The organism is Streptomyces sp. NPDC006798, from assembly GCF_040635975.1.
Taxonomy (GTDB): Bacteria; Actinomycetota; Actinomycetes; order Streptomycetales; family Streptomycetaceae; genus Streptomyces.
This window is the reverse complement of the sequence record NZ_JBEYIS010000008.1, coordinates 98,912-123,480: the sequence shown is the minus strand read 5'-3', so window position 1 is coordinate 123,480 and position 24,569 is coordinate 98,912. Positions and strand designations below refer to the sequence as shown.

General features: G+C 73.7%; 13 protein-coding genes and 1 pseudogene. 7 read left to right on the top strand and 7 right to left on the bottom strand.

All coding sequences use genetic code 11. From position 1 onward, the window contains the following. Positions 1–49 precede the first annotated feature (49 nt). A complete protein-coding gene (locus tag ABZ714_RS07675; protein ID WP_358824233.1) occupies positions 50–11,554 on the bottom strand; it encodes a type I polyketide synthase in 11,505 nt (3,834 codons plus the stop codon). 911 nt (positions 11,555–12,465) lie between these two features. Between ABZ714_RS07675 and ABZ714_RS07670 the strand changes: the two genes are divergently transcribed. The 4 genes from ABZ714_RS07670 (at position 12,466) to ABZ714_RS07655 (ending at position 16,042) form a co-directional block, all read left to right on the top strand. Next, positions 12,466–13,332 (top strand): 3-hydroxyacyl-CoA dehydrogenase family protein, encoded by an 867-nt coding sequence (locus tag ABZ714_RS07670; protein WP_358824232.1) that lies wholly within the window; start codon positions 12,466–12,468, stop codon positions 13,330–13,332. Further along, a complete protein-coding gene (locus ABZ714_RS07665) occupies positions 13,329–13,625 on the top strand; it encodes an acyl carrier protein (RefSeq protein ID WP_358824231.1) in 297 nt (98 codons plus the stop codon). Before ABZ714_RS07670 ends, ABZ714_RS07665 begins: the two co-directional genes overlap by 4 nt. Then, on the top strand, positions 13,618–14,850 hold the full coding sequence (locus tag ABZ714_RS07660) for an acyl-CoA dehydrogenase family protein (protein ID WP_358824230.1): 1,233 nt from the start codon (positions 13,618–13,620) through the stop codon (positions 14,848–14,850). The genes ABZ714_RS07665 and ABZ714_RS07660 overlap by 8 nt, the downstream gene beginning before the upstream one ends. Before the next feature lie 106 nt (positions 14,851–14,956). Beyond that, a complete protein-coding gene (locus tag ABZ714_RS07655; protein WP_358824229.1) occupies positions 14,957–16,042 on the top strand; it encodes an HAD-IIIC family phosphatase in 1,086 nt (361 codons plus the stop codon). A gap of 315 nt (positions 16,043–16,357) precedes the next feature. Here ABZ714_RS07655 and ABZ714_RS07650 read toward each other — a convergent pair whose 3' ends face one another. Then, positions 16,358–17,020, bottom strand: a complete 663-nt coding sequence (locus ABZ714_RS07650) for a class I SAM-dependent methyltransferase (protein WP_358824228.1) — start codon at positions 17,018–17,020, stop codon at positions 16,358–16,360. Positions 17,021–17,309: 289 nt separating this feature from the next. On the opposite strand from ABZ714_RS07650, the gene ABZ714_RS07645 reads away from it, so the two are divergent. Beyond that, positions 17,310–17,717, top strand: coding sequence for a VOC family protein (locus ABZ714_RS07645; protein ID WP_358824227.1), 408 nt, complete (start codon positions 17,310–17,312; stop codon positions 17,715–17,717). Positions 17,718–17,811: 94 nt separating this feature from the next. On the opposite strand, the gene ABZ714_RS07640 is transcribed toward ABZ714_RS07645, so the two are convergent. The 5 genes from ABZ714_RS07640 to ABZ714_RS07620 all read right to left on the bottom strand — a co-directional run bounded on the left by ABZ714_RS07640 (position 17,812) and on the right by ABZ714_RS07620 (position 22,905). Continuing rightward, on the bottom strand, positions 17,812–19,365 hold the full coding sequence (locus tag ABZ714_RS07640; RefSeq protein WP_358824272.1) for a polyamine aminopropyltransferase: 1,554 nt from the start codon (positions 19,363–19,365) through the stop codon (positions 17,812–17,814). Between the two features lie 67 nt (positions 19,366–19,432). Beyond that, entirely contained in the window at positions 19,433–19,870 is a 438-nt protein-coding gene (locus ABZ714_RS07635; RefSeq protein WP_358824226.1) for a DUF350 domain-containing protein, read from the bottom strand. A gap of 61 nt (positions 19,871–19,931) precedes the next feature. After that, the gene (locus tag ABZ714_RS07630; RefSeq protein ID WP_358824225.1) at positions 19,932–20,348 is read right to left on the bottom strand and encodes a DUF4247 domain-containing protein; all 417 of its coding nucleotides are present in this window, start codon (positions 20,346–20,348) and stop codon (positions 19,932–19,934) included. Continuing rightward, positions 20,345–20,914 carry a DUF2617 family protein gene (locus tag ABZ714_RS07625; RefSeq protein WP_358824224.1) on the bottom strand — a complete coding sequence of 190 codons (570 nt, stop codon included), beginning with the start codon at positions 20,912–20,914 and terminating at the stop codon, positions 20,345–20,347. The genes ABZ714_RS07630 and ABZ714_RS07625 overlap by 4 nt, the downstream gene beginning before the upstream one ends. A 419-nt stretch (positions 20,915–21,333) precedes the next feature. Next, positions 21,334–22,905, bottom strand: a complete 1,572-nt coding sequence (locus tag ABZ714_RS07620; RefSeq protein ID WP_358824223.1) for an MFS transporter — start codon at positions 22,903–22,905, stop codon at positions 21,334–21,336. A gap of 318 nt (positions 22,906–23,223) precedes the next feature. Here ABZ714_RS07620 and ABZ714_RS07615 point away from each other — a divergent pair. Continuing rightward, a pseudogene (locus ABZ714_RS07615) lies at positions 23,224–23,592 on the top strand (2-aminobenzoate-CoA ligase); the annotation flags it as partial. Between the two features lie 15 nt (positions 23,593–23,607). Beyond that, entirely contained in the window at positions 23,608–24,546 is a 939-nt protein-coding gene (locus ABZ714_RS07610) for a PaaX family transcriptional regulator C-terminal domain-containing protein (protein ID WP_358824222.1), read from the top strand. Positions 24,547–24,569: the final 23 nt, after the last annotated feature.

Below are 24,569 nucleotides of genomic sequence, written 5' to 3'. Positions count from 1 at the left end.
CGTTACCGCGTCGGGCGGCCGGGGATGGTGGCCCCGGCCGCCCGGCCGGTCAGTCGAGCGAGTCCAGCCACTCCTCCACCGCCGACGCCGTCGTCGCCGCGTCGCCCTCGACCATGCTGAAGTGGTCGCCGGGGACGGTCTTCTCGGCGTCGGCGCGGCTCCAGGTGGTCTCCCACTGGATGTCGGCGTCGGCGTCGCGCGCCGGGGCCGTGGTCTCGTCGGCCGTCGGGACGAACCGGTCGGCCGCGCGGACCAGCAGGGTCGGGGTGGTGATCTCGGGTGCGGGGAAGTCCGGCAGCAGGCTCATGTAGCGGGCCATCGCGGTGAGCGTGGTGCGCGTACCGGCCTGGCCGTACCACTCCTCCCGGGTGAGCGCGCCGATCGCGACGTCGGCCGCGAAGTCGGCCCGGTTCGCCTCGTCGTCGGCGGCCGTGTCGCCGGTGTCGGTGACGGGGTAGGTGTCGAGCAGGACGACCGCGCGGACCGGGGTCCCGGCGCGCTCCAGGCGTTCGGCGACCGCGTAGGCGAGGACGCCGGACGAGGAGTAGCCGAGGAGGACCGGCGGGCGGTCCCCGGTGGTGGCACGCCGGACGGATTCGGCGAGTACGTCGACGACCGCGTCGGCCGTCTCGGGCAGGCCCTCGTCGGTGCCGAAGCCGGGGACGGGGAGGGCCGAGAGGCCCCGTACGCCCCGGAACGACGCGCCGAGCCGGGCGAACTGGTAGGGGCCGCCCATCGCGGCGGGCGTGCAGAGCGCGATCACCCCGGGGCGTTCGGTGTCGTCGGTGAGGCGTACGGCCTCCGGGATCCGTCCGGCGTCCTCGGCCGAGGTGAACGCGGGCCGGAGGTTGGCGACCCAGTGGAGCAGTCCGAGGCCGTCCTGGACCCGTCCGGCGCGTACCGCCTCGCGGAAGAGCGCCGGGATGGAGTCCCCGTTCTCCTCCGGACCGGCCTGACCTGCCGGGCCGGTCTCCGCGAGGGCGGTGGCGTCGGCGTCCGGCGCCGCCTCCTGGAGGACCGTCGCCAGATGGCCCGCCAGGCCCGCCGGGCTGCCGTACTCGAAGACGGCGGTGGCGGCCAGGTCGAGTCCGGTGACGCTGTTGAGCCGGTTCCGCAGTTCGACGGCGGTCAGCGAGTCGAACCCGGACTCCAGGAAGGTGCGGTGGGTGTCGATGGTCTCGTCGTCGCTGTAGCCGAGGAGCGCGCCCGCGTGCTCCAGAACCAGGGCGACCAGCGCCTTCTCCAGCGGTTCGGGGGCGAGGCCGGTGAGCCGCCTGCGGAGTCCGGCCGCGTCGCCCGCCGCCGACGCGACCCGGGACGCGGCCCGGCGGGCCGGGGCGACCAGGGCGCGGAAGACATGCGGGACGTACGCGTCGGCTCCGGCCTGCTTGCCCCCGGTGATCCGCATGGGGACGAGCAGGGCCTCGGGGCGGGCGGTGGCCGCGTCGAAGAGGGCGGTGCCCTCGTCGTCGGAGAGGGGTGCCATACCCTCGCGGGCCATCCGGGCCCGGTCGGTGTCGGTGACCTTCGCGGTGGCGGCTCCGGCGGCGGACCACAGGCCCCAGGCCAGGGACTGGCCGGGCAGCCCGTGGGCGCGCCGGTGGGCGGCGAGGCCGTCGAGGAAGGCGTTGGCCGCGGCGTAGTTGCCCTGGCCGGGGTTGCCCATGATTCCGGCGACGGAGGAGAAGGTGACGAACGCGCCGAGGTCCAGATCGCGGGTGAGTTCGTGCAGATGCCATGCCGCGTCGGCCTTGGGCGCCAGGACGGCGCTCAGCCGCTCCTCGGTGAGGGTGGCGACGGTGGCGTCGTCGACGACGGCCGCGAGGTGGACGACCGCCGTCAGCGGGTGGTCGCCGTCCACGGTCGCCAGGGCGGCGGCGAGCGCGTCGCGGTCGGCGGTGTCGCAGGCGAGCAGGGCGACTTCGGTGGCGCCGAGCCCGGTCAGCTCCTCGACCAGGCCGGGGGCCTCGCCGCCGCGGGAGAGCAGCAGGAGCCGTCGTACGCCGTGGTGGGTGACGAGGTGCCGGGTCAGCAGCCGGCCGATGGCGCCGGTGGCGCCGGTGACCAGGGTGGTGCCGTCGGGGCCGAAGACCGCCGCCGGGTCGTCGCCGGCGGCAGCGGGGGCCTTGACGAGCCGTCCGCCGTACGCCTCGCCTTCGCGGAGTACGGCCTGCGGTTCGCCGCCCGCGAGGACGGCGGGCAGCAGCCGGAGCGACGCGGGGTGGTCGTCCACGTCGATCAGGACGACCCGTTCGGGGTTCTCGGACTGGGCGGAGCGCAGCAGACCGCGGGCGGCGGCGCCGGGGAGGTCGGTGACGTCCTCGCCGTCGAGGGCGGCGGCGCCCCGGGTGAGCAGGACGAGCGGAGCCGTACGGTCGGCCCCGGCACCCAGCCAGTCGCGGATGTCCGCGAGGGCGGCGGCGGTGGCCCGGTGCACGGCGGCAGCCGTGCCACCGGAGGCGACTTCGGCCGGAGTCGTACGGTCCAGCAGTACGGCCCCGGGCCGGTCCCCGCTCGCCACCAGCGCCGCGATATCGGCGTACTCGTCCACGACGAGCCCGGTCGAGCGCAGGGCGGTCGCCGCGACCGCCGGGTCCTGGCCGACGACGGCCCAGCGGGTCGCCAGGTCGGGGGTGCCGACGGGGACCTGGGTCCAGGCGAAGCCGTAGAGGGAGTCGTGGCGGCCCCGGGCGCCCTGCCCGGCGCTCGCGGCGCCCTCGTAGTCGGCGGCGCGGATCACCAGGGATTCGACGGCGGCGACGGGCGCGCCGGACGGGTCGGCGATCAGCAGGGCGACGGTGTCGCCTGCGGTGGGGGTGACCCGGACCCGCAGGGTCCCGGCGCCGGTGGCGTAGAGGTCGACGCCGGTCCAGGAGAACGGGAGTCCGCCCGCGACCTCGATGCCCTCGGCGAGTCCGACGGCGTGCAGGGCGGCGTCCAGGGCGGCCGGGTGGAGGCCGAACAGGTCGGCCTGCTGGGCGGTGAGCCGGTCGAGGCGGACCTCGGCGTAGACCTCGGGGCCGAGCCGCCAGGCGGCGCGGAGGGCGCGGAAGGCGGGGCCGTAGACGATCCCGGCCTCCTCGAAACCCTCGTAGAGGCCGTCGATGTCGATGGTTTCGGCGCCGGGGGGCGGCCAGGCGGTGAGGCCGTCGGGTTCGGGGGCGGCGCCGGGCAGCAGGCGTCCGGTGGCGTGCCGGGTCCAGGTGTCGTCGCCGTCGGGGCGGCTGTAGACGGTGACGGACCGGCCGCCGTCGTCGCCGGGTGTCCCGGCGACGGCCTGGAGTTCGGTCCGGCCCCGGCGGGGCAGGACGAGGGGTGCGCCGATGGTGAGGTCGGCGATCCGGTCGCAGCCGGTGGCGGCGCCGAGCTGGAGGGCGATCTCGACGAACGCGGCGCCGGGCAGCAGGGCCGTGTCGCCGAGGGCGTGGTCGGCGAGCCAGGGGTGGGTGGTGAGGGAGATCTTGCCGCCGCGGACGACGAGGTCGGATTCGGCGACGGCGACGGGGTCGCCGAGCAGGGGGTGGACTCCGCCGCTGCTGAGTCCGCCGGCGCCGCTGTCGCGGAGGGCGCCCATGTCGACGTCGGGCCAGTACCGCTTGCGGTGGAAGGCGTACGGCGGCAGGGGTACGGGACGCCCCGCACCGGACTCGGCCGCCCCGGCCCCGGTGAAGAGTCGTACGGGGTCGAGGTCGTACCCGTCGGCCACCATCTGTCCGGCGGCGAGATACGCGGCCCGGACCTCCGGGTGGCCGTACCGCTGCACGGGGACGACGGAGATCTCGTCGGCGGGCCGGACGACGCAGAGCTGGACCATCCCGGCGAGGGTGCTGTCGGGGCCGAGTTCGACGAACCGGTCGACGCCCGCGGCCTCGGCGGCGCGTACCGCGTCGAGGAACCGTACGGTACGGCGGCAGTTGGCGACCCAGTACTCCGGGTCGGCCAGCTCGTCGGCGTCGGCCTCGCGGCCGGTGACGGTGGAGACGAACCGGTAGCGGGGCGCCTCGTAGGAGAGTTCCTCGGCGATGTCGAGGAGGTCGTCGGTCATCTCGTCCATCAGGGGCGAGTGGGAGGCGTGCCGTACGGCCAGACGCATGGCGCCCCTGCCCTGCTTCTTGCAGGCGGCGGCGACGGCGCCGACCTCGTCCTCCTCGCCGGAGAGCACCACGAGCCGGGGACCGTTGATCGCGGCGATCCCGACGCCGTCGGTGAGGAGCGGCAGCACGTCCTCCTCGTGGGCGTCGACGGCGATCATCGCGCCGTCGGGGAGTTCGTGCATCAGCTGGCCCCGGTTGGCGACCAGGGTGACGGCGTCGGCGAGGGAGAAGACCCCGGCGGCGTACGCGGCGGCGATCTCGCCGACGGAGTGGCCGATGACGAACTCGGGGCGCTGGCCCCAGGACTCCAGCAGCCGGAAGAGGGAGACGCCGAAGGTGAAGACGGCGGCCTGGGTGAAGGTGGTCTGGTCGAGGAGCTGGGCGAGTACGGTGCCCTCGGCCGCGAACATGACCTCCTTGAGCGGCCGGTCGAGGTGGTCGTCGAAGAGGGCGCAGACCTCGTCGAAGGCATGGGCGAAGACCGGGTGGGCGGCGTACAGGTCGCGGCCCATGCCGGGGCGCTGGACGCCCTGTCCGGGGAAGAGGAACGCGGTGTCGCCCCGGCCGGGGCGGACGGTGCCGAGGGCGGCCCTGGGTGTGGTGCGCCCCTCGGCGACGGCGGTGAGGGCTTCGAGGAGTTCGGCCCGGTCGGCGCCGACGACGGCGGCCCGGTGCGCGAACCGGGGGGCGCGCAGCGCGAGGGCGTGTCCTACGGCGTCGGGCGCGAGCCCGGGGTGGGCTTCGAGGTGGGCGGCGAGGGCGGCGGCCTGGGCGGGCAGTGCCTCCTTGGTCCGGGCGGTCAGCAGCCAGGGCGCGGGCGTACGGTCCCCGGACTCCCCCGGCTCATCGGCCCGGTCCACGGCCTCGGCGGGTACGCCTGCGGAAGCGGCTTCGGGCGCCTGTTCCAGGATGAGATGCGCGTTGGTGCCGCTGTAGCCGAAGGAGGAGACTCCGGCGCGGCGCGGCCGTCCCCGGTCGGGCCAGGGCAGGTTCTCGGCGAGCAGCCGTACGTTGCCCCGGGTCCAGTCGACCTCGGGTGTGGGGTCGTCGGCGAACCGGGAGCGCGGCAGGGTGCCGTGCTTCAGCGCCAGGATCATCTTGATGATTCCGGCGACTCCGGCGGCGGCCTGCGGATGCCCCAGGTTGGACTTGACGGAGCCCAGCCACAGCGGCTGGTCCCCGGGCCGGTCCTGGCCGTAGGTGGCGAGCAGGGCCTGGGCCTCGATGGGGTCGCCGAGGGTGGTGCCGGTGCCGTGGCCGTCGACGGCGTCGACATCGGCGGGGGCGAGTCCGGCGACGGCGAGGGCGCGCCGGATGACCTGCTCCTGGGAGGGTCCGTTGGGGGCGGTCGGGCCGTTGGACGCGCCGTCGGAGTTGACGGCGCTGCCGCGGATCACGGCGAGCACCTCGTGGCCGTTGCGGCGGGCGTCGGAGAGCCGTTCGAGGACGATCATGCCGACGCCCTCGGCCCAGCCGACGCCGTCGGCGCTGCCCGCGTAGGACTTGCTGCGGCCGTCGGCGGCGGTGCCGCTGTCGTAGTGGGCGAACTGCTCCAGCGACGAGACGGTGGTGACACCGCCCGCGAGGGCGATGCCGCAGTCGCCGTTGCGCAGGGCCTGGGCGGCGAGGTGGACGGCGACCAGGGACGAGGAGCAGGCGGTGTCGATGGAGAGGGAGGGGCCTTCGAAGCCGTAGGTGTACGAGACCCGGCCGGAGACCATGCTGGTGAGGGAGCCGACGCCGAAGTAGAGGCCGTTGAGGTCGAGGGCGGCGAGCGGTCCGGGGTCGTAGGTGGTGGTCATGGCTCCGGCGAAGACGCCGGTGGTGCTGCCCTTGAGGGCGAGCGGGTCGAGTCCGGCGTTCTGGAGGGCCTCCCAGACGACTTCCAGCAGGGCGCGCTGCTGGGGGTCCATCATGATGGCCTCGTTGGGGCCGATGCCGAAGAACGCCGCGTCGAAGTCGGTGGCGTGGGGCATGAATCCGCCGCGCGGCTGGGTGCCGGCGGCGGCCAGGACCTCGGTCCAGTACTCCAGGTCCCAGGCCCGGTCGGTGGGCAGCGGGCCCGAGCCGTCGCCGCCGTCGACCAGGAGCCGCCACAGGTCGGCGGGTGAGGTGACCCCGCCGGGGTAGCGGCAGGCCATGCCGACGACGGCGATGGGCTCGTCGTCGCCGATGGTGACGGTCTCCACGGGTGCGGCGGCCGTCAGTTCGCCGAGGAGGGTGGCGAGCAGGTGGTCGGCGAGTTCGGCGGCGGAGGGGTGGTCGAAGACGAGGGTGCTGGGGAGCTGGGCGCCGGTCGCGGCGCTCAGCCGGTTGCGGAGTTCGACGGCGGTGAGGGAGTCGAAGCCGAGGTCGCGGAAGGGCCGGTCGGCGTCGATGAGGTCCTTGGAGCCGTGGCCCAGGACTTCGACGACGCTGCCGAGGACGGTGTCGAGGAGGGCGGCCCGGCGCTTGTCGACGGGGAGCTTGGCCAGTTCGGCGACGAGTCCGCCGCCGTCCGCCGGGGTGTCGGGGGCGCCCGCGGCCCGCCGGACGGCGGGTACCAGGCCGCGCAGCAGATCTCCGGCTCCGGCCGGGTCGGCGCGCAGGGCGGCGAGGTCCAGCTTGACCGGGACGAGGACGGGCCGGGGCGAGGCGAGGGCCGCGTCGAGGAGGGCGAGGCCCTCTTCGGCGGTGAGGGCGGGCAGTCCGGTCCGGGCGCCCTGCGGGGCCATGCCGTCGGCCTCGGCCCACTGGCCCCAGGCCAGGGAGTGGGCGGGCAGCCCGGCGGCCCGGCGGTGGGCGGCGAGGGCGTCGAGGAAGGCGTTGGCGGCGGCGTAGTTGCCCTGGCCGGGTGCGCCGAGTACGCCCGCGGCGGAGGAGAAGAGGACGAAGGCGGTGAGATCGCCGTCGCGGGTGAGTTCGTGGAGGTGCCAGGCGGCGTCGGCCTTGGGGCCGAGGACCGTGTTCAGGCGTTCGGGGGTCTGGGAGGCGATGACACCGTCCGCGAGGACGCCCGCGCAGTGCACGACGGCGCCGACGGGGTGTGCGGCGAGCAGGGCCTCGGTGGCCGTACGGTCGCCGAGGTCGGCGGCGACCAGGTCGGCCCGGGCGCCGAGTTCGGCGAGTTCGGCGACGAGGTCGGCGGCGCCGTCGGCGGCCGGTCCGCGCCTGCTGACGAGCAGCAGTCGGCGGACCCCGTACCGGTCGGCGAGGTGGCGGGCGACGAGCCTGCCGAGGGCGCCGGTGCCGCCGGTGACGAGGACGGTCCGATCGGGGTCGAAGAGGTCGGCGGGGGCGGCGGGGTCGGCCGTCGCGGCGGCGGGCCCGGACGCCCTGACGAGCCGGGGCACATGGACCGTACCGCCGCTGCCGTCGCTGCCACCGCTGCCACCGCTGCCGCCGCGCAGGGCGTACGCGGACTCGCCGAGGGCCAGCAGTCCGGGCAGGGCGGCCCGGGCGGCGGTCTCGTCGTCGGTGTCGACCAGGACGATCCGGCCCGGGTTCTCGGACTGGGCCGAGCGGGCGAGGCCGAGGGCCGCGGCGGCCGCCGGGTCGGTGACGTCCTCGCCGGGCAGGGCGACCGCGCCTTCGGTGAGGACGACGAGCCGGGCGGTACGCGGACCCTCGCCGCCGGTCCAGCGCTGGACGGCCGCGAGGACCCGGGCGGTGGCGGCGCGTACGGCGTCGGGACCGGTGCCGCCGATCAGCCGGAGGACGGTCGCGTCCGGTTCGGCGGCTGCCTCCTCGTCGCCATCGGCCCGATAGTCGGTGACGGTGACCGCCGGTCCGTCGGGGACCGGCGCGGCCGTCCAGTCGACGGCGAACAGCGCGTCACCGGTGATGTCCCCGCCCGCGGCGGCGGCCCGGGCGAGCTGCTCGTCCGAGACGGGCCGCAGGGTCAGCGCGCCGACGGAGGCCACCGGGCGGCCGGTGACATCGGCGAGTTCGAGGGCGACGGTACGGCCGCCGCCGGGCGCGGGCCCGTCGCCGGTGGGCCGGACCCTGACCCGTACCGCCGACGCCCCGGCCGCGTACAGCTCGACATCGGCCCAGGCGTACGGCAGCTCGGTGGCGCCGTCCCCCGTGTCGGCGAGCCCGATGGCGTGCAGGGCGGCGTCGAAGACGGCCGGGTGGAGGCCGAAGTCCTCGGCGGTGGCGCGGGCGTTCTCCGGCAGCGACACCTCGGCGAAGATCTCGTCACCGGACCGCCAGGCGGCGCGCAGCCCCCGGAAGAGGGGCCCGTAGGAAGAGCCGCGGGCGGCGAGTTCGTCGTACATCCCGTCGGTGTCGACGGGCTCGGCCCCGGCGGGCGGCCAGACCGACAGATCGATCGGGGAGACCCCGCTGCCGGGCAGCAGGGCGCCGGTGGCGTGCTGGGTCCACGGGGTGTGCTCCCCCGCGCCCTCGCGCCGGGAGTGGACGCTCAGCGACCGCGTACCGTCGTCGGCGGCGGGCCCGGCGACGATCTGGAGCCGTACCGCGCCCTCCTCGGGCAGGACCAGCGGGGCGTGCAGCGCCAGATCGCGGACCCGGCCGCAGCCGACCCGGGCGCCCGTTCCGGCGGCCAGCTCCACGAAGGCCGTACCGGGCAGCAGGACGGCCCCGCCGACGGCGTGGTCGGCGAGCCAGGGGTGGGTGGCGGTGGAGAGCCGGGCGGTGACGACGAGTTCGCCGGAGTCGGCGAGCAGGGTCGCGGCACCGAGCAGCGGATGGTCGACGGGGTCGAGTCCGAGGGACGTCGGGTCGCCGCCCGCGGCGCCCTCCAGCCAGAAGCGTTCCCGCTGGAAGGCGTAGGTGGGCAGGTCGGCGGCGCGGGCGCCGCGGGCGCCGAAGTAGGCGGCCCAGTCGAGTTCGACGCCCCGGGTGTGGAGCTGTCCGAGGGCGGCGGCCAGCGCCGTCGGCTCGGGCCGGTCGCGGCGGAGCAGGGACGTCACGACCGGGTTGTCGGCGGCGCCGGTCAGACATTCCTGCACCATGGCGGTGAGTACGCCGTCGGGGCCCAGCTCCAGGAAGCGGTTGACGCCCTCGGTCCGGAGCCCTTCGACGGCGTCGCGGAAGCGGACGGAGTGCCGCAGATGCCGGACCCAGTAGTCGGGGGTGCGCAGGTCGTCGCCCTCGGCGAGCCGGCCGGTGACGGTGGAGACCACGGGGATCCGCGGCTCGTGGAAGGTGAGCCCGGCGGCGACGGCCCGGAACTCCTCGAGGACCGGTTCCATCATCGGGGAGTGCGCGGCATGGCTGACCCGGAGCCGCTTGGTGCGGTGGCCCCGGTCGGCGAGGGCGGCGGCGACCGTGTCGGCCTCGACGGCGTCGCCGGAGATCACCACGGAGCCGGGGCTGTTGACGGCCGCGATGCCGACCCCGTCGGTCAGCAGCGGCCGTACGGTCTCCTCGTCGGCGTTGATCCCGATCATGGCGCCGCCCTCGGGCAGGCCCTGCATCAGCCGGCCGCGCGCGGCGACCAGCCGGGCGGCGTCGGCGAGGGAGAGCACACCGGAGACATGGGCGGCGCTGAGTTCGCCGGTGGAGTGTCCGGCGAGCAGGCCGGGGGTGAGGCCCCAGGACTCCAGCAGCCGGAAGAGGGCGACCTCGAAGGCGAAGAGTCCGGCCTGGGCGTAGCCGACCCGGTCCAGGGCCTCGGCGTCGCCGTCGATCATGGGCCGCAGGGGCCGGTCGAGGTGGGCGTCGAGGGCGGCGCAGACCTCGTCGTAGGCGGCGGCGAAGACGGGGAAGACGGCGCTGAGTTCGCGGCCCATGCCGAGGCGCTGGGCGCCGCCGCCGGGGAAGAGGAAGGCGGTGAGGGAGTCGCCGCGGGCCACGCCGCGTTCGATCCCCGGTACGGGGGTGTCGTCGGCGAGCCCGGTCAGGGCCTCGATCAGCTGGTCGCGGTCCTCGCCGACGAGCGCGGCCCGGTACTCCAGCGGGGAGCGGTGTTCGGCGAGGGCCAGGCCGGTGTCCAGAGGGTGGTCGGCGGGCCGGTCGCGGAGGAAGTCGAGCAGCCGGGCGGCCTGGGCGCGCAGGGCGTCCCGGTTGCGGCCGGAGACCAGCCACGGCAGGGCGCCGGGGATCCGCTCGGCGGGCTCGCTGCCTCCGGGCTCCTCGGCAGTGGCGTCGGCGGGGGCGGGCTCGGCGGGGGCCTGCTCCAGGATGACATGGGCGTTGGTGCCGCTGAGGCCGAAGGAGGAGATACCGGCCCGGCGCGGCGCGCCGTCGTCCGTCTCCCACGGCACGGCCTCGGTGAGCAGCCGGATCCCGCCCCGGTCCCATTCGATGTGGCGGCTGGGCCGGTCGATGTTGATGGACCGCGGCAGGACGCCGTGGCGCATCGCCAGCACCATCTTGATCACACCGGCGACGCCGGCGGCGCCCTGGGTGTGGCCGAGGTTGGACTTCACCGAGCCCAGCCACTGCGGCCGGTCGGCGGGCCGGTGCCGCCCGTACGCGGCGAGCAGCGCGTCGGCCTCGATGGGATCGCCCAGCTCGGTGGACGAACCATGGGCCTCGACCACGTCGATCTGCTCGGGGGCGAGCCGGGCGTTGGCCAGGGCCTGGCCGATCACCCGCTGCTGCGCGGGGCCGTTGGGCGCGGCGATGCCGTTGCTCGCGCCGTCCTGGTTGATGGCGCTGCCCCGGATGACGGCCAGGACCTCGTGCCCGTTGCGGCGGGCGTCGGAGAGCCGTTCGAGGAGGAGGACGCCCGCGCCCTCGGACCACGAGGTGCCGTCGGCGGACTCGGCGAAGGGGCGGCAGCGGCCGTCGCGGGAGAGATTGCCGTCGATGCTGAACTCGACGAAGGTCCGGGGGCTGGACATCACGGAGACACCGCCGGCCAGCGCCAGCGGGCACTCGCCCTGCCGCAGCGACTGCACCGCCAGATGCAGGGCGACCAGCGACGACGAGCAGGCCGTGTCGAGGGTGACGGCGGGCCCCTCCATGCCGAAGGTGTACGAGACGCGTCCCGAGACCGGCCCCGACGAGCCGTAGCTGCCGGGGTAGTTGTGGTACATCACGCCGTTGAACACACCGAGGGGGCTGCCCTTGACGGAGCGCGGCGGGATGCCCGCGCGCTCCAGCACCTCCCAGGTGGTCTCCAGCAGCAGCCGCTGCTGGGGGTCCATGAGCAGGGCGTCGCGGGGGCTGATGCCGAAGAAGTCGGCGTCGAAGTCGGCCGCGTCGTGGAGGAAGCCGCCCTCGCGGACGTACGTCGAACCCGGCCGCTGCCCGGTCGGGTCGTAGAGCCGCTCCAGATCCCAGCCCCGGTCGGTGGGGAACGGCCCGATGGCGTCCTCACCGGCGGACAGCAGCCGCCACAGCCCCTCCGGAGAGCTGATCCCGCCGGGGAAGCGGCACGCCATGCCGACGATCGCGATCGGCTCCCGCTCGGCCTCCGTCAGCTTCCTGTTCTGCTCCCGGAGCCGGTCGGCCTCTTTGAGCGACGCACGCAACGCCTCGACCAGTCGGTCCTCGGACGTGCTCATGTGAACCCCCACGTCATTGCCGGTCGCGGGCCTGCCCTCACACGCGGGTCGGCGGCCCCGGGGCCGGTGACGGTCTCCGCCACGCGTCCGGCCCGCGCCCGGATCGGCGCCGGAGGGCGCCGGGGTGGCGGGTCGTACTGCGTCGTCGGATGCGCCGCGGTGTACCCGGCGGACGGAACGGGAATTCCCGGTGGATCCCTTTCCGGAATCCTCGGGAGTTCTCGTTCTCCGCCGGTAGTACGCGGTCGCCGTCACGGCCGGGAATCCGCCGGTTCCGGCGGCCCGTTCGGCCGCCCGGACCTCGCGTCAGGGAATACTCTCAGCCCTGCCCGTTGTCTTGGTTGATGCCTTGTCAGCGACGCCACCCTACGATCGCTGACCGCCGGGTCCCCACCCCTAGCCCGGCGATCAGCACCCCTCAGTCGGCCCGGACGCCCCACCGGAAGGATCACGGGAGGCGGCACGGTTCCCCCGTGGCCGCTTAGGGGTCCGGTGGTACGGGGACGGGCCCGTTCCCCTTGTCCCCGCTCGCCGGTCCGGGCCGCTTGGCCGGGTCCGGGCCTGGACGTTAGGGGTTGTCCGGCCAGGTCCGGCACTGGCACATTCGGGACCCGGCCGGGAATTCACCGGGGAATCCGGGGAAACTCGGGGAAACTCGGAGAATCACGGACGGTTCCGGAAAGGCAGCCGGTAAATCCCGGCTCAGCGGTTCGGGAACGCGTCCGGTATTCCTCCGGAGCATTCCGGCCGGGCCGTAGGTACGGGCGGGCGCTGTCCGCTTCTCCCGTACTCCTTCGCGCGCCCGGAAACGGCGTCCGAAATCGTGTCCGCAAAACGTGCCCGTCCGTAAACGCGCCATCCGTAGACGCATCCGAACCGCGTCCGAACCGCGTCCGAACCGTGGAGGTCCGTTGCCAGCCCCTCAACAGAGCCGGAACGTCGTCGTCCTGGGCGCCGGTGTCATGGGTACCGGCATCACGGCACTGGCCCTCGGCTCCGGCGTCTCCGTCACCCTGGTCGACGTGAGCGAGTCGGTCCTCACCCGCGCCCGGGCCGACGTACGCCGCCAGCTGCGGCACGCCCGGCTGCTGGACGCCCTGCCGGGCGACCGTACCCCCGGCACGCTCACCACGGCCCTGGAGCCGTCGGCCGCGCGGGACGCCGACGCCGTCATCGAGGCGATCACGGAGGACGCGGCCCTCAAGGCGAAGGTGCTGGCGGAGGTCTCGGCGCTGCTGCGCCCCGGCACCCCGCTGATCACCAATACCTCCGGCATCCCGGTCGACGAACTGGCCGCCGCCGCGGCCCGTCCCGGGCAACTGCTGGGCACCCACTTCATGAACCCGACCTATCTCATCTCGATGGTCGAGGTGGTCCGGGGGCCGCGTACCGACGACTCGGCCCTGACCGCCACCATGGAGCTGCTGGAGGTGATGCGGCGCAAGGCCGTCGTCGTCGCCGACAGCCCCGGCTTCGTCACCAGCCGGCTGCTCCACCCGATGATCAACGACGCGGCCCGGATCGTCTCCGAGGGCACCGCGCCGGCGCCGGACGTCGACCGGCTGATGGAGGGCTGCCTCGGCCATCCCACGGGCCCCCTGCGCACCGCCGATCTGATCGGTATCGACAATCTGGTCGACGCGCTGGACGCCCTGTACGAACGCACCGGCGACGAGCGGAGCCGCCCGTGCGACCTCCTGCGCGCGAAGGTGCGCGCGGGCGAACTCGGCCGCAAGTCCGGACGAGGGTTCTACGACTACGGAGAGAGTGTCTCGTGACCACGAATGGGACCGCCGGAACCGCCTCCCCCGACGCGGCGGACGTCCAGAAGGAGCTGATCGTCTTCCTGGAGGCGAAGACGAATCAGCCGATAGCCCCTGACCAGGACATCTTCGCCGAGGGGCTGGCGACGTCCCTCTTCGCGATGGAGCTGGTCGTCCATCTGGAGACCGTGCACGGTATCGAGATCGAGGGCCCCGATCTGCGGCTGGCGAACTTCAGCACCGTGGAGAAGATGGTCGCCCTGACGCTCCGGCTCAAGGGCGCGGGCGGAGCGGAGACCCGTGACTGACCCGGTCGGCGCGGCAGCCGGGAAGGCCTCCGGTGCCACGGCCTCCGGCGCGACGGCCACGACCGGCCCGGTCACGTCCCCGGCCGAGGCACGGGAGCTCATCGGCGCCGCCGTCGGCGACCTGGCCGACGGCTGGGACCTGGCCGGGGAGCTGCCGGTCGGGCTGCTGCGCGACCTCGGTGCCCGGGGCCTGCTCTGCGCCCAGGTCGCCGCCCGCTACGGCGGACCGGGCCTGAGCAGCGCGGAGAACGGCGAGCTGACCGCGTACACCGGTGCCCTGTGCAGTTCCTTGCGGAGCGTACAGACCTCGCAGGGCATGGCCGCCTGGACCGTCGGACGGCTCGGCGACGCCGAGCAGCGGCGGCGCTATCTGGCCGCCCTCACCGGCGGCGAGCTGGCGGCCGTGGCGTTCAGCGAGCCGGAGGCCGGGAGCGATCTGGCCGCCATGACGACCCGGATCCGGCGGGACGGCGACGCCCTCGTGGTCGACGGCGCCAAGAAGTGGATCACGGCCGCCCGGTACGCCGACCATCTGGTGGTCTTCGGGCGATACGGAGAGACCGCTGCCACCGCCGCCCCGGGCAGCGGTAGCAGCGGTGGTACGGACGCGGCTGCGGTCGTGGTCGTACCGCGCGACGCGCCCGGGGTGACCGTGGAACCGGTCGCCGATCCCCTCGGCTGCCGGGCCGCGGGCCACTCCCATCTGACCTTCGACGGGGTACGGGTGCCGTCGACGGCCCTGCTGGGCGGCGGCGAGTTCGCCCTGTCGCTGCTGGTCACCACGGCCCTCACCTACGGCAGGCTCTCGGTGGCCTGGGGCTGTGCCGGCATTCTGCGGGCCTGTCTGAAGGCCGCCGTACGCCATGCCTCGGCCCGTCAGCAGTTCGGCGTACCGCTGAGCGGGCATCAGCTGATCTCCCGTCATCTGGCGGAGCTGCTGGTGGCCGAGCGGAACGCCACCCGCGCCTGTGAACACGCCAGCCGCTGCTGGGACGAACGGCTGCCGGAGCTGCCGTCGGCCGCCGTCCTCGCCAAACACGTCGCCGCCACCGGCGCGGCGTCGGGCGCGGCGTCGGCGGTCCAGGTGCTGGCGTCGGCCGGGGCCCGGGACGGCCATGTGGTCGCCCGTGCCTACCGGGACGCCAAACTGATGGAGATCATCGAGGGCAGCAACGAGATCAGCCAACTGCTGCTGGCGGAGTACGCGCTGACGACGGCGGGCTGACCTGCGGACGCCTCCGTCTCCCGCCTTCCGGCCCTTCCGGCCCTTCCGACCTTTCCGAACCGTCAGAGCTGTCCGGCGAACAGCCGTGATCCGAGCGGGAGATGTGATGGAACCGACGACGACCATGGTGAAGTGCCTGGTCTGGGATCTCGACAACACCCTGTGGAACGGGACCCTGTCCGAGGACGACGAGGTGGAGCTGTTCCCCGGGGTGGTGGAGGTCATCCGGGCCCTGGACGCGCGTGGCATCCTCCACGCCGTCGCCAGCAAGAACGACTTCGAACCGGCGTGGCGCCGCCTCGAAGAGCTGGGCGTCGCCGAGTACTTCGTGGTCCCGAGGATCAACTGGGGCCCCAAGTCCGACTCCGTACGCGAGATCGCGGAGAAGCTGAAGTTCGCCCCGCACACCATCGCCTTCGTCGACGACCGCCCCGCCGAACTGGCCGAGGTCGCCTTCCATCTGCCGGAGGTGCGCGGCTATCCGGCCGACGAGGTGTCGAATCTGCCGGGCCTGCCGGAGTTCAGCCCGCCGACGGTGACCGTGGACTCCCGGCGGCGGCGCCGGATGTACCAGGCGGGCTTCGCCCGGGAGCGGGAGCAGGAGAGCTTCACCGGGCCCGACGAGGAGTTCCTGAAGTCGCTGGAGCTGGTCCTGCGGATCGACCGGGCCGACGGCGAACAGATCTCCCGGGTCGAGGAGCTGACCCTGCGGACCAGCCAGATGAACGCCACCGGGATCCACTACCCGGACGAGACGCTGCGGTCGCTGCTGGACGACCCGGGCCACGAGGTCCTGACGGCGACGATGTCGGACCGGTTCGGTCCGCACGGCGCGGTCGGCGTCCTGCTGCTGGCCACCGCTCCGTCGGTCTGGCACGTCAAACTGCTGGCGACCTCCTGCCGGGTGGTGAGCTTCGGCGCCGGGGCGGCCCTGCTGAACTGGCTGAGCGACCAGGCCGCCCGCGCCGGGGTCCATCTCGTCGCCGACTTCCGGCGGACCGAACGCAATCGGATGATGGAGGTCGCGTACCGGTTCGCCGGGTACGAGAGCACCCCCTGCGACTGCCTGGACGAACTGGGCGACCCCGGGCACGAGGGCGTCCAGCGGCTGCATCTGGTCCCGGCCCGGCAGTCGCCGTCGCCGACCATCGACCTGGCGGGGCCCGATCTCGCCAAGGAACACGGGATCTGAGCAGCGGCACCCGTGACGAGCGGCGGCGGGTTACCCCACCCGCCGCCGCTTGTCTTTTCACGACCGGGGCGCCGTACTCATGGGCCTCTCGTTCCGGCCACACGCCGTCCGTGGCTGGTCGCGCGGTTCCCCGCGCCCCTATGCCTTCGGCGATGGGGCCCGGTCCTCCTGGAAGACCGCGCCCCGGACCGGTCGTTCGTATCCAACGGTGTGACGGGGAGTTCAGGGGCGCGGGGAACCGCGCGAGCGACCACGGACGGCGTGCGGCCTACCCACGGAGGCGCACCCGTACGGCGCCACCCTCGACGGCAAGCGTCAGCGCTTGCGCGCCAGCGTCAACCCGTCGGCGAACGGCAGCAGCGTCAGATCGATCCGCTCGTCGTCCCGCAGCGCCTCGTTGAACTTGCGGATCGCCTCGGTGTCGGCGTCATCGGCCCCGGGGTCGACCACCCGGCCGAAGAACAGGGTGTTGTCGACGGCGATCAGCCCCCCGGGCCGTACCAGCGGCAGGGCGTCCTCGTAGTAGCGCGCGTAACCGGTCTTGTCGGCGTCGATGAAGACCAGGTCGACGGAGCCGGGGCCGAGTTCGTCCAGCAGCCGGGCGAGGGTGTCGGCGGCGTCGCCGACGGCCACCTCGATCCGGTCGGCGACCCCGGCGCGCTCCCAGTAGGGGCGGCCGATCCGGGGCCAGCGGGGGCTGATGTCGCAGGTGACGAGCCGGCCGTCGGCGGGCAGGGCCCGGGCCAGACAGAGCGTGCTGTAACCGGTGAAGGTACCGACCTCCACCACGGTCCGCGCGCCGACCAGTCCCGCCAGCAGGCCGAGGAACTGGCCTTCTTCCGGCATCAGTTGCATCGCGGCCCCGCCGGGCAGGGCGGCGGTCTCCCGGCGCAACTCGGCCAGCAGTGCGTCCTCGCGGAGGGAGACCTCGCGGACATAGCCGCGCAAGGTCTCGTCGAGCTCCACCTGTCCGGCCATCAGCGCCCCCTCGTCGTCGGCCCGGTCCTGCCCGGTCGGCCCGTCGCCGACCGGCCCGTACGTCGTCCGGACCCGGCTGCGGGCCCCGCCAGCCTAGGAGCGGCCGCGGCGGGCCGGTAACCCCTAACTCCCTTGCCGCGGCGGCCGGGAGAAGCCGTGTCCGAGGCCGCCGTCCGGTCGGCGATCGCGGCTTTTCCGGTGCTCCGTACCCCGGCCGCCACCCCTATCCGACCCCGCTCGGGGCCGGATTCCGCCGCCGTGCCCGTACCCCGGTGGTAGGGATGGAGCCATGACACGCATGATCTACGTCCACCTTCCCGTCAAGGACCTCTCCGTCTCCACGGCGTTCTTCGAGAAGCTCGGTTTCGCCCTCAACCCGGAGTTCAGCGGTGACGACGTCGCCTGTGTCGACTTCGGCGAAGCCGTGCACGCGATGCTGCTGACCGAGCCGTTCTACCGGACGTTCACCGACCGGGAGATCGCGGACGCGCGGCAGGTGAGCGAGACCCTGCTCTGTCTGACCGCGGACAGCCGCGAAGAGGTGGACCGCCTGGTCGACACCGCGATCGCCTCCGGCGGCAGCGCGGCCGGCCAGGTCAAGGACCAGGGCCCGGTCTACAGCCGGGGCTTCGCGGACCCGGACGGCCACCACTGGGAGATCATGTTCATGGACGTCGCGGCCCTCGCCCAGGGCTGACGCACCGTACCGTCCGGACATACCCGACGGCCCGGACCCCCGGCGGGGGTCCGGGCCGTCGCTCGTACGTCGGCGGAGAGGGCGGGGCCGGGGGTCAGTAGTCGCGCCACTCGTGGCGGGTGTACTCCACGACCACGGGGTCGAGCAGCGTACTGGCGCGTACGTCACGGGGTCGCCGGTCGACCGGGAAGACCGTGGACGCCTTCAGTACGGCGGCGTCGAGGAACCGCAGCTGCGGCGCGCCGTCGGCCAGCCTGGGCTCGGGGGCGGGGCCGCCCTTGCCCCGGGTGGCGAGGACGAATCCCCAGTTGCCGAAGCTGGGGACGTCGACCTGGTACTGCGTGGTGGAGTATCCGGCCTCGCGGACGGACTCCACGATCGACCAGTACGTCTTCGGGGCGAAGAAGGGCGAGCCGCCCTGGACCAGGACCCGGGCGCCGGGGTTCAGGACCCGGCCGAGCAGATGGTAGAACTCCACGCTGTACAGCTTGGCGAGGGCGGCGGTGTCCGGGTCGGGGAAGTCGATGACCACGGTGTCGTACCGCTGGTCGGCGTCCCGCAGCCAGTTGAAGGCATCGGCGTTGACGGCGGTCACCCGGGGGTCCCGGAGCGCGTCCCCGTTCAGCTCGCGCAGCGGCCCGTACGTCCGGGCGAGCCGGGTGACCGCGGGATCGAGATCGACCAGGGTGACCCGGTCCACGTCGTCGTAGCGCAGCACCTCGCGCAGGGCCAGCGCGTCCCCGCCGCCGAGGATCAGTACCGACGAACGGTTTCCCGACATCGCCGGATGGACCAGGGCCTCGTGGTAGCGGTACTCGTCCACGGAGGAGAACTGCAGATCGCCGTTGAGGAAGAGCCGCAGATCGGGCGAGCCGGTGAACGCGGTCGACCGGGTGAGGACGATGTCCTGGTAGGGCGTGGTCTCCGCGTGCACGATCGGATCGCGGTAGAGCTGCTGGCGGGCGGTGACCTCGATCTCGTCGGCCAGGACGTAGACCGTGCCCAGGACGGCGAGGACCCCGGCCATCCCGGCGACCAGGGAGAACCGGACGATCCGCCGGGTCTCCTTGCGGAAGATCCACAGGACGACGATCACCCCCGCGACGGCGTTCACAGCGCCCACCACCAGCGCCCCCTTCAGCTGGCCGAAGACGGGGAGCAGGAAGAGGGGGAAGGCGAGCCCGCCGACGAGGGCGCCGATGTAGTCGACGGCGAACATATCGGCGACGGCGCTGCCCGCCTCCTGTCGCCGGATCCGCTGGAGCAGTGTCATCAGCAGCGGGATCTCGGCGCCGATCAGCAGGCCCACCACGAAGGAGACCACGACCATGGCGGGCATATAGATCCGCAGCCAGGCGAAGCAGACGTAGAGGATCAGTACCGAGAGCCCGCCGACCAGCGCCAGCGCGCCCTCGACCAGGGCGAATCCGCCGACGGCGCGCTTCTGGAGGGGTTTGGCGGCGAGTGATCCGATCCCCATGGCGAAGACCATGACGGAGAGGACCACCGAGGTCTGCATCACCGAGTTGCCGATGAGATACGAGCCGAGGGCGGTCAGCGCCAGCTCGTAGACCAGTCCGCAGGCGGCGCAGATGAAGACCGCGAGCATCAGCAGGAACCGGGCCCCCCGGGACGGGGGGATCCGGATGGTCTCGTCCTGTTCCGGGGGCGCCGCCGGGGCCCCGGGCTCCGCCGTGGTGGTGCTCACCGTGGGGCTAGGAGACGGCGGCGCCGACCATGAAGGCCGCGCCGAGATAGGTGGCCGCCATCACCCAGGCCGCCGGGTGGGGGCGGTCGCCCTCGTCCTCCAGGGCGGCGGCGCCGAGCTTCCCGGGCGTCAGCAGACCGACGACGAGGGAGATCAGGGTCATCACGACCACCCCGGCCAGTCCGTAGAGCAGGGTGCTGCCGAGGCCGTGGCCCAGGCCCTGCTCCGACTCGCTGGCCCGGATGGACTCACCGATGACCAGTCCGATGGAGACGGTCTGCCCGGCGAGCAGCACCGCGGCGCCGCGATTGCGCTCGGACCACACGACATGGAAGAGCTTGCCGGGGGTGACCAGGTCGAGGGCGATGAATCCGGCCGCCATGACGACGAAGCCGACGAGTCCGTAGAGCAGTGCGGTACCTGCCGACTCGAAAATCTCAGCCACGGGGGTGCCTTTCGGGAACGTGATGGAAGGTCGTGCGGGGTGGGCGGGGCGACGGCCGCGGTCACTTGCCGGAGCCGGGGCCTCCGCCGCGGAAGCTCTGCTGGACGGCCGGGTCGGGCCAGGAGCTGTACTGGAGCTGGGTGTAGTGCCGCTGATAGCCGGAGCGGTAGTCGTCGACCTCGATCAGCGTGCCCTCACGGACCTTGGAGACCGCCACGATGTCGTCGTCGTAGCGGAGGAAGACCCGCCCGTCGGCCTCCGTGCGGTCCAGGGCCGCGGTGTTGGTGTGGATCTCGCCCGCGACCACGGACGGTACGTCGGTCCGGTCGAGATAGCCCCCTGTGTGCAAGGAGTAGGTGGAACGGATCCACGAGAGCGGTACGTCGTTGTCGGGGCGGTCGTCGTCCTTGCTGCCGGAGCAGCCGGCCAGCGCGGCACCGACCAGCACAATCGCCGTGATGCGTCGGGTGGTCTTCATCGGGCCTCCAGCCGGGTGCGCGTCGCCACGATCCGGCGGCTCTGCGGATAGGTGTGCCAGGTATGCCAGATCAGCCCGGTTCGCCCGGTCCGGCCGCTTCGTCCGGCGGCGGGAGGGGTCGGGCCGTTCGGGCCGGTCTCTTCGGGTGGGGTCTCGGCCGCGGCGTCCACGACGAGCGCCGTCACGGCCTCCGGATCGCCGGGGAAGACCCCGTACAGAGCGTGGGGATGGGCTTCGGTACGCCGCAGGATCCCGGCCACCCGGTGGCCGAACTCCGGACCGGTGTGGCGGCGCACCTCGGCGCTGAAACGGTACGTCCAGCCGTCGAACTCCCGCACCGCGTCCGGCAGGCCGCCCGCGCCGCCGGGCAGACAGGCCACGGTCTCGGCCACCGGGCCCGCGAAGACCTGGTGCGAGGCGCCCAGCAGCCGGAGCCGGACCTCGATCCCGCCGACGGTCAGCTCACGGACGGCGAGGGCGGGCAGCGGCGGCAGGCCGAGGGCGAAGGAGAGCTGGTCGGCGTCGGTGTCCTGATAGGGCGTCGCGAGGGCCCGTATGCCGCTCATCCGGCGCGGTCCGGACGGCGGCACCGTACGGTCCGCCGGTGCGCGCCGCGCACCGGCCGGGGCTCCGGGCCCGTTCCCGTACCGTGGCCGTCCTGGCCACCGCGTCGCCGGACGGCGGCATACCCGCCCGTCCGTTTCCGTTCCCCACCCGTCTCGGCGGGAACGGCAGCACCGTCCACCATCCCTGGCCCCCCGTGTTCACGACCGCGCAATCTTGCCGCCGTGCATGCTACAACCGCGCCCGGGGTGGTTCGGCGACGGGGGGCGGAGGTGGGGGTTCCGAGGTCGGGGCAGGGGTACGGCGCCGAGTCCGGGCCGGAGGCGCGGGCGCGGCGGGGTTCCGGGTGAGGGCGCGCGCCCCGGGATCCGGCGAGGGCCTGACAGGGGGGACGGGCAGGGCGGGGCGGGAGTACGGAGGGTCAGCCGCCGCCGGGGCCGCCGCCCTGGAGCCGCTCCAGATCGACGGGCCGGATCCGGATCACGATCAGGGCGATGACGGCCGCGACCACGCCGAAGACGGCGGCGGCCACGAAGGCGGCGGCGATCCCGTGGGTGAGGACCTCCGACGCCCAGGGCTCGGGCAGCCGCCCGGTCCGCCGGAAGGCGATCCGCTCGGCCGGGGTGGCCCCGGCGAGGAACCGGGGCACCAGCCGGGCGGCCTCGTTCCCGCTGGCCGTACCGAAGACGGTGACCAGGATCGAGAGCCCGAGGGACCCGCCCACCTGCTGCATCGTGTTCAGCAGCCCGGTCGCGGCACCGGTCTCCCGCTGCGGCACCCCGGAGACCGCGGTCAGTGTCAGGGAGACGAACTGCATGCCCATCCCGGCACTGAACACCAGCATCGGCCCGAGCACGCTCCCGGCGTAGGTGGAGTCGACCTCGATCTGGGTGAGCCAGCTCAGCCCGCCCGCCGCCAGCAGCGCTCCGCAGACGATGAAGGGCTTGGGCCCGTAACGCGGCAGCAGCCGGGAGGTAACGGTGGCCCCGACCGCGATCACCGCACTCACCGGGAGGAAGGCCAGCCCGGCCCGGAGCGGGCTGAGGCCGAGTACGTCCTGGACGTAGAGCGTGAGGAAGAAGAACATCCCGAAGATCGCGGCGGCCAGACAGAGCATGATTCCGTAGCTGCCCGCTCGATTGCGTTCGGCGAGCATGTGCAGGGGGGTGATCGGCTGCCGGGAGCGCCGCTCGATCAACAGGAAGGCCGTCAGCAGCACGATCGCGGCGGCGAACGAGAACAGGGTGAACCGGTCGGTCCAGCCGTGCTGGGCGGCCCGGATGAAGCCGTAGACCAGGGAGACCATGCCCAGGGTCGCGGTGAGCGCCCCCGCGATGTCGAAGTGGCCCGGATGCCGCTCGGACTCCCGGATATGGCGTGGGGTGGCCAGCAGGATCAGGGCGGCGATCGGGACGTTCACGAAGAACACCCACCGCCAGTCGAGCCATTCGACCAGCATGCCGCCCGCCAGCAACCCGATCGCACCACCACCGGCCGAGACGGCGGCGAACACCCCGAACGCCCGGTTCCGCTCGGGGCCCTCCCGGAATGTGGTGGTGATCAGCGCCAGCGCCGTCGGTGACGCGACGGCCCCGCCCGCCCCCTGGAGGGCACGGGCGGCGAGCAGTTGCCCCGGCTCCTGCGAAAGCCCCCCGAGCAACGACGCGAACGCGAAGAGCGCCACACCGAACATGAAGACCCGGCGGCGCCCCAGGATGTCCCCGGCCCGGCCGCCGAGCAGCAGCAGCCCGCCGAAGGTGAGCGTATAGGCGTTGACCACCCACACCAGGCTGGTCGTGGAGAACCCCAGGTCCTTCTGGATATGCGGCAGGGCGATATTCACGATGGTGATGTCCAGGACCACCATCAGCTGGCAGGCGGCGATCACGAACAACGCGACGCCCTTGCCGTCACCCCCGGCCCGGCCCGGTACGGCGGTCGTCTCCCGGGGTGGTCCCGAGTCCTGGGGTAGTCCCGAGTTCGGAGTCGTCATATCGCATCGCCCCCCGGTGCGGTGGGGTCCGGCCGCGCGGCACACGGCGCGTTCTCCGGCGCCCCGCGCCCACCCATCGACCCTAAGCCCGCCCCGTATCCCCCACCAGTCGATCACCCACGCCCCCGCCCGGCGGGTCGCCGGACCCGGCCGAGCCCACGCCCCGCCCCGGCCCGGCCGCCGCCCAGGTCCTCGCCGGGCGAGCCGCGTCCCGCCCCGTGCTCCTCGCCCGCACCCGTCAGGGCGGGACCGCCGTCCCGTCCGGCTCCACCAGAGCCCTGTCGTCCCGCGATCACCGACCGCTGGACCTCCGTCGCCACCGGCGACACCTCTATCCGCGGCCCCGACGGCTGGTTCAGCTACCTCGCCCGCGCCGACGACATGATCGTCTCCGCCGGGTACGACATCGCCGGGCCCGAGGCCGAGGAAGCCCTGCTCACCCATCCGGACGTGATGGAGGCCTCCGTCGTCGGCCGGAATGACGAACTCCGCGGCCAGATCGCCGTCGCCCGCGTCGTCCCGCGCGACGGAGTCGCGCCCGGCGACGCCAGCGCCGAAGCGCTGGCCGCCGCGGTCAGGTCCCGGCTCGCCCCCTGCAAATGTCCGCGCGCCTTCGTCTTCCCCGACGCGCTCCCCCGCACGCCGGCCGGCAAGCTCCAGCGCTTCCGGCTCCGCACCGGGAACTGACCCTAGAGTGATCACGTGGCCGACCAGCACACCCCCCGCTCGCTCATCGTCACCCTCTACGGCGCCTATGGGCGCGAATACCCCGGTCCGTTGCCCGTGGCCCGGCTGATCCGGCTGATGGCGGCGCTCGGCGTCGACGCGCCCTCCGTACGCTCCTCCGTCTCCCGGCTCAAACGGCGCGGTCTGCTGCTCTCCGACCGCGCCCCGGACGGTGCCGCGGGCTACTACCTGTCGGCCGACGCCCGACAACTGCTCGACGACGGTGACCGCCGTATCTACGACCATCGCACTCCCCTTCTCTCCGACGGCTGGATCCTGGCCGTCTTCTCCGTGCCCGAGGCCGAACGCCACAAGCGCCATCTGCTCCGCTCCCGGCTCCACCGGCTCGGGTTCGGTTCCGCCGCGCCCGGTGTCTGGGTCGCCCCCGCCCGGCTGTACGAGGAGACCCGGCACACCCTGCGCCGACTCCAGCTCGACCCCTATGTCGAGCTGTTCCGCGGTGCCCACCTCGGCTTCGCCGCGACCTCCGAGGCCGTGGCCGGCTGGTGGGACCTGGGTGCCGTCGCCAAGGCGCACGAGGAGTTCCTCGACGCGCACGAGCCCGTACTCCGCCAGTGGTCGGCGGGGCGGACCGCGACGCCCGAAGACGCCTACCGGGACTATCTGTTCGCCCTCGACTCCTGGCGACGGCTGCCCTACACCGATCCCGGCCTGCCGGCCGAACTGCTGCCGGAGGGCTGGCCGGGCGGGCGCTCGGCCGGGGTCTTCCGGCAGATCCACGATCTGCTGCGCAACGCGGGCGCGGCCTTCTTCCACCGGCCGGACGGAGACGATCCGAACGGCCCGGCCCCCGACGGCACCGCAGACGACGGCACCATCGGCTTCCCGGCGGAGGAGTCCACCGCGCCCCGGGAGCGGGGCGAGGGCGGCGAAGTAGCGAACGGGGAACCATAGAAGAGCAAGGGGCGGCGTCCCAC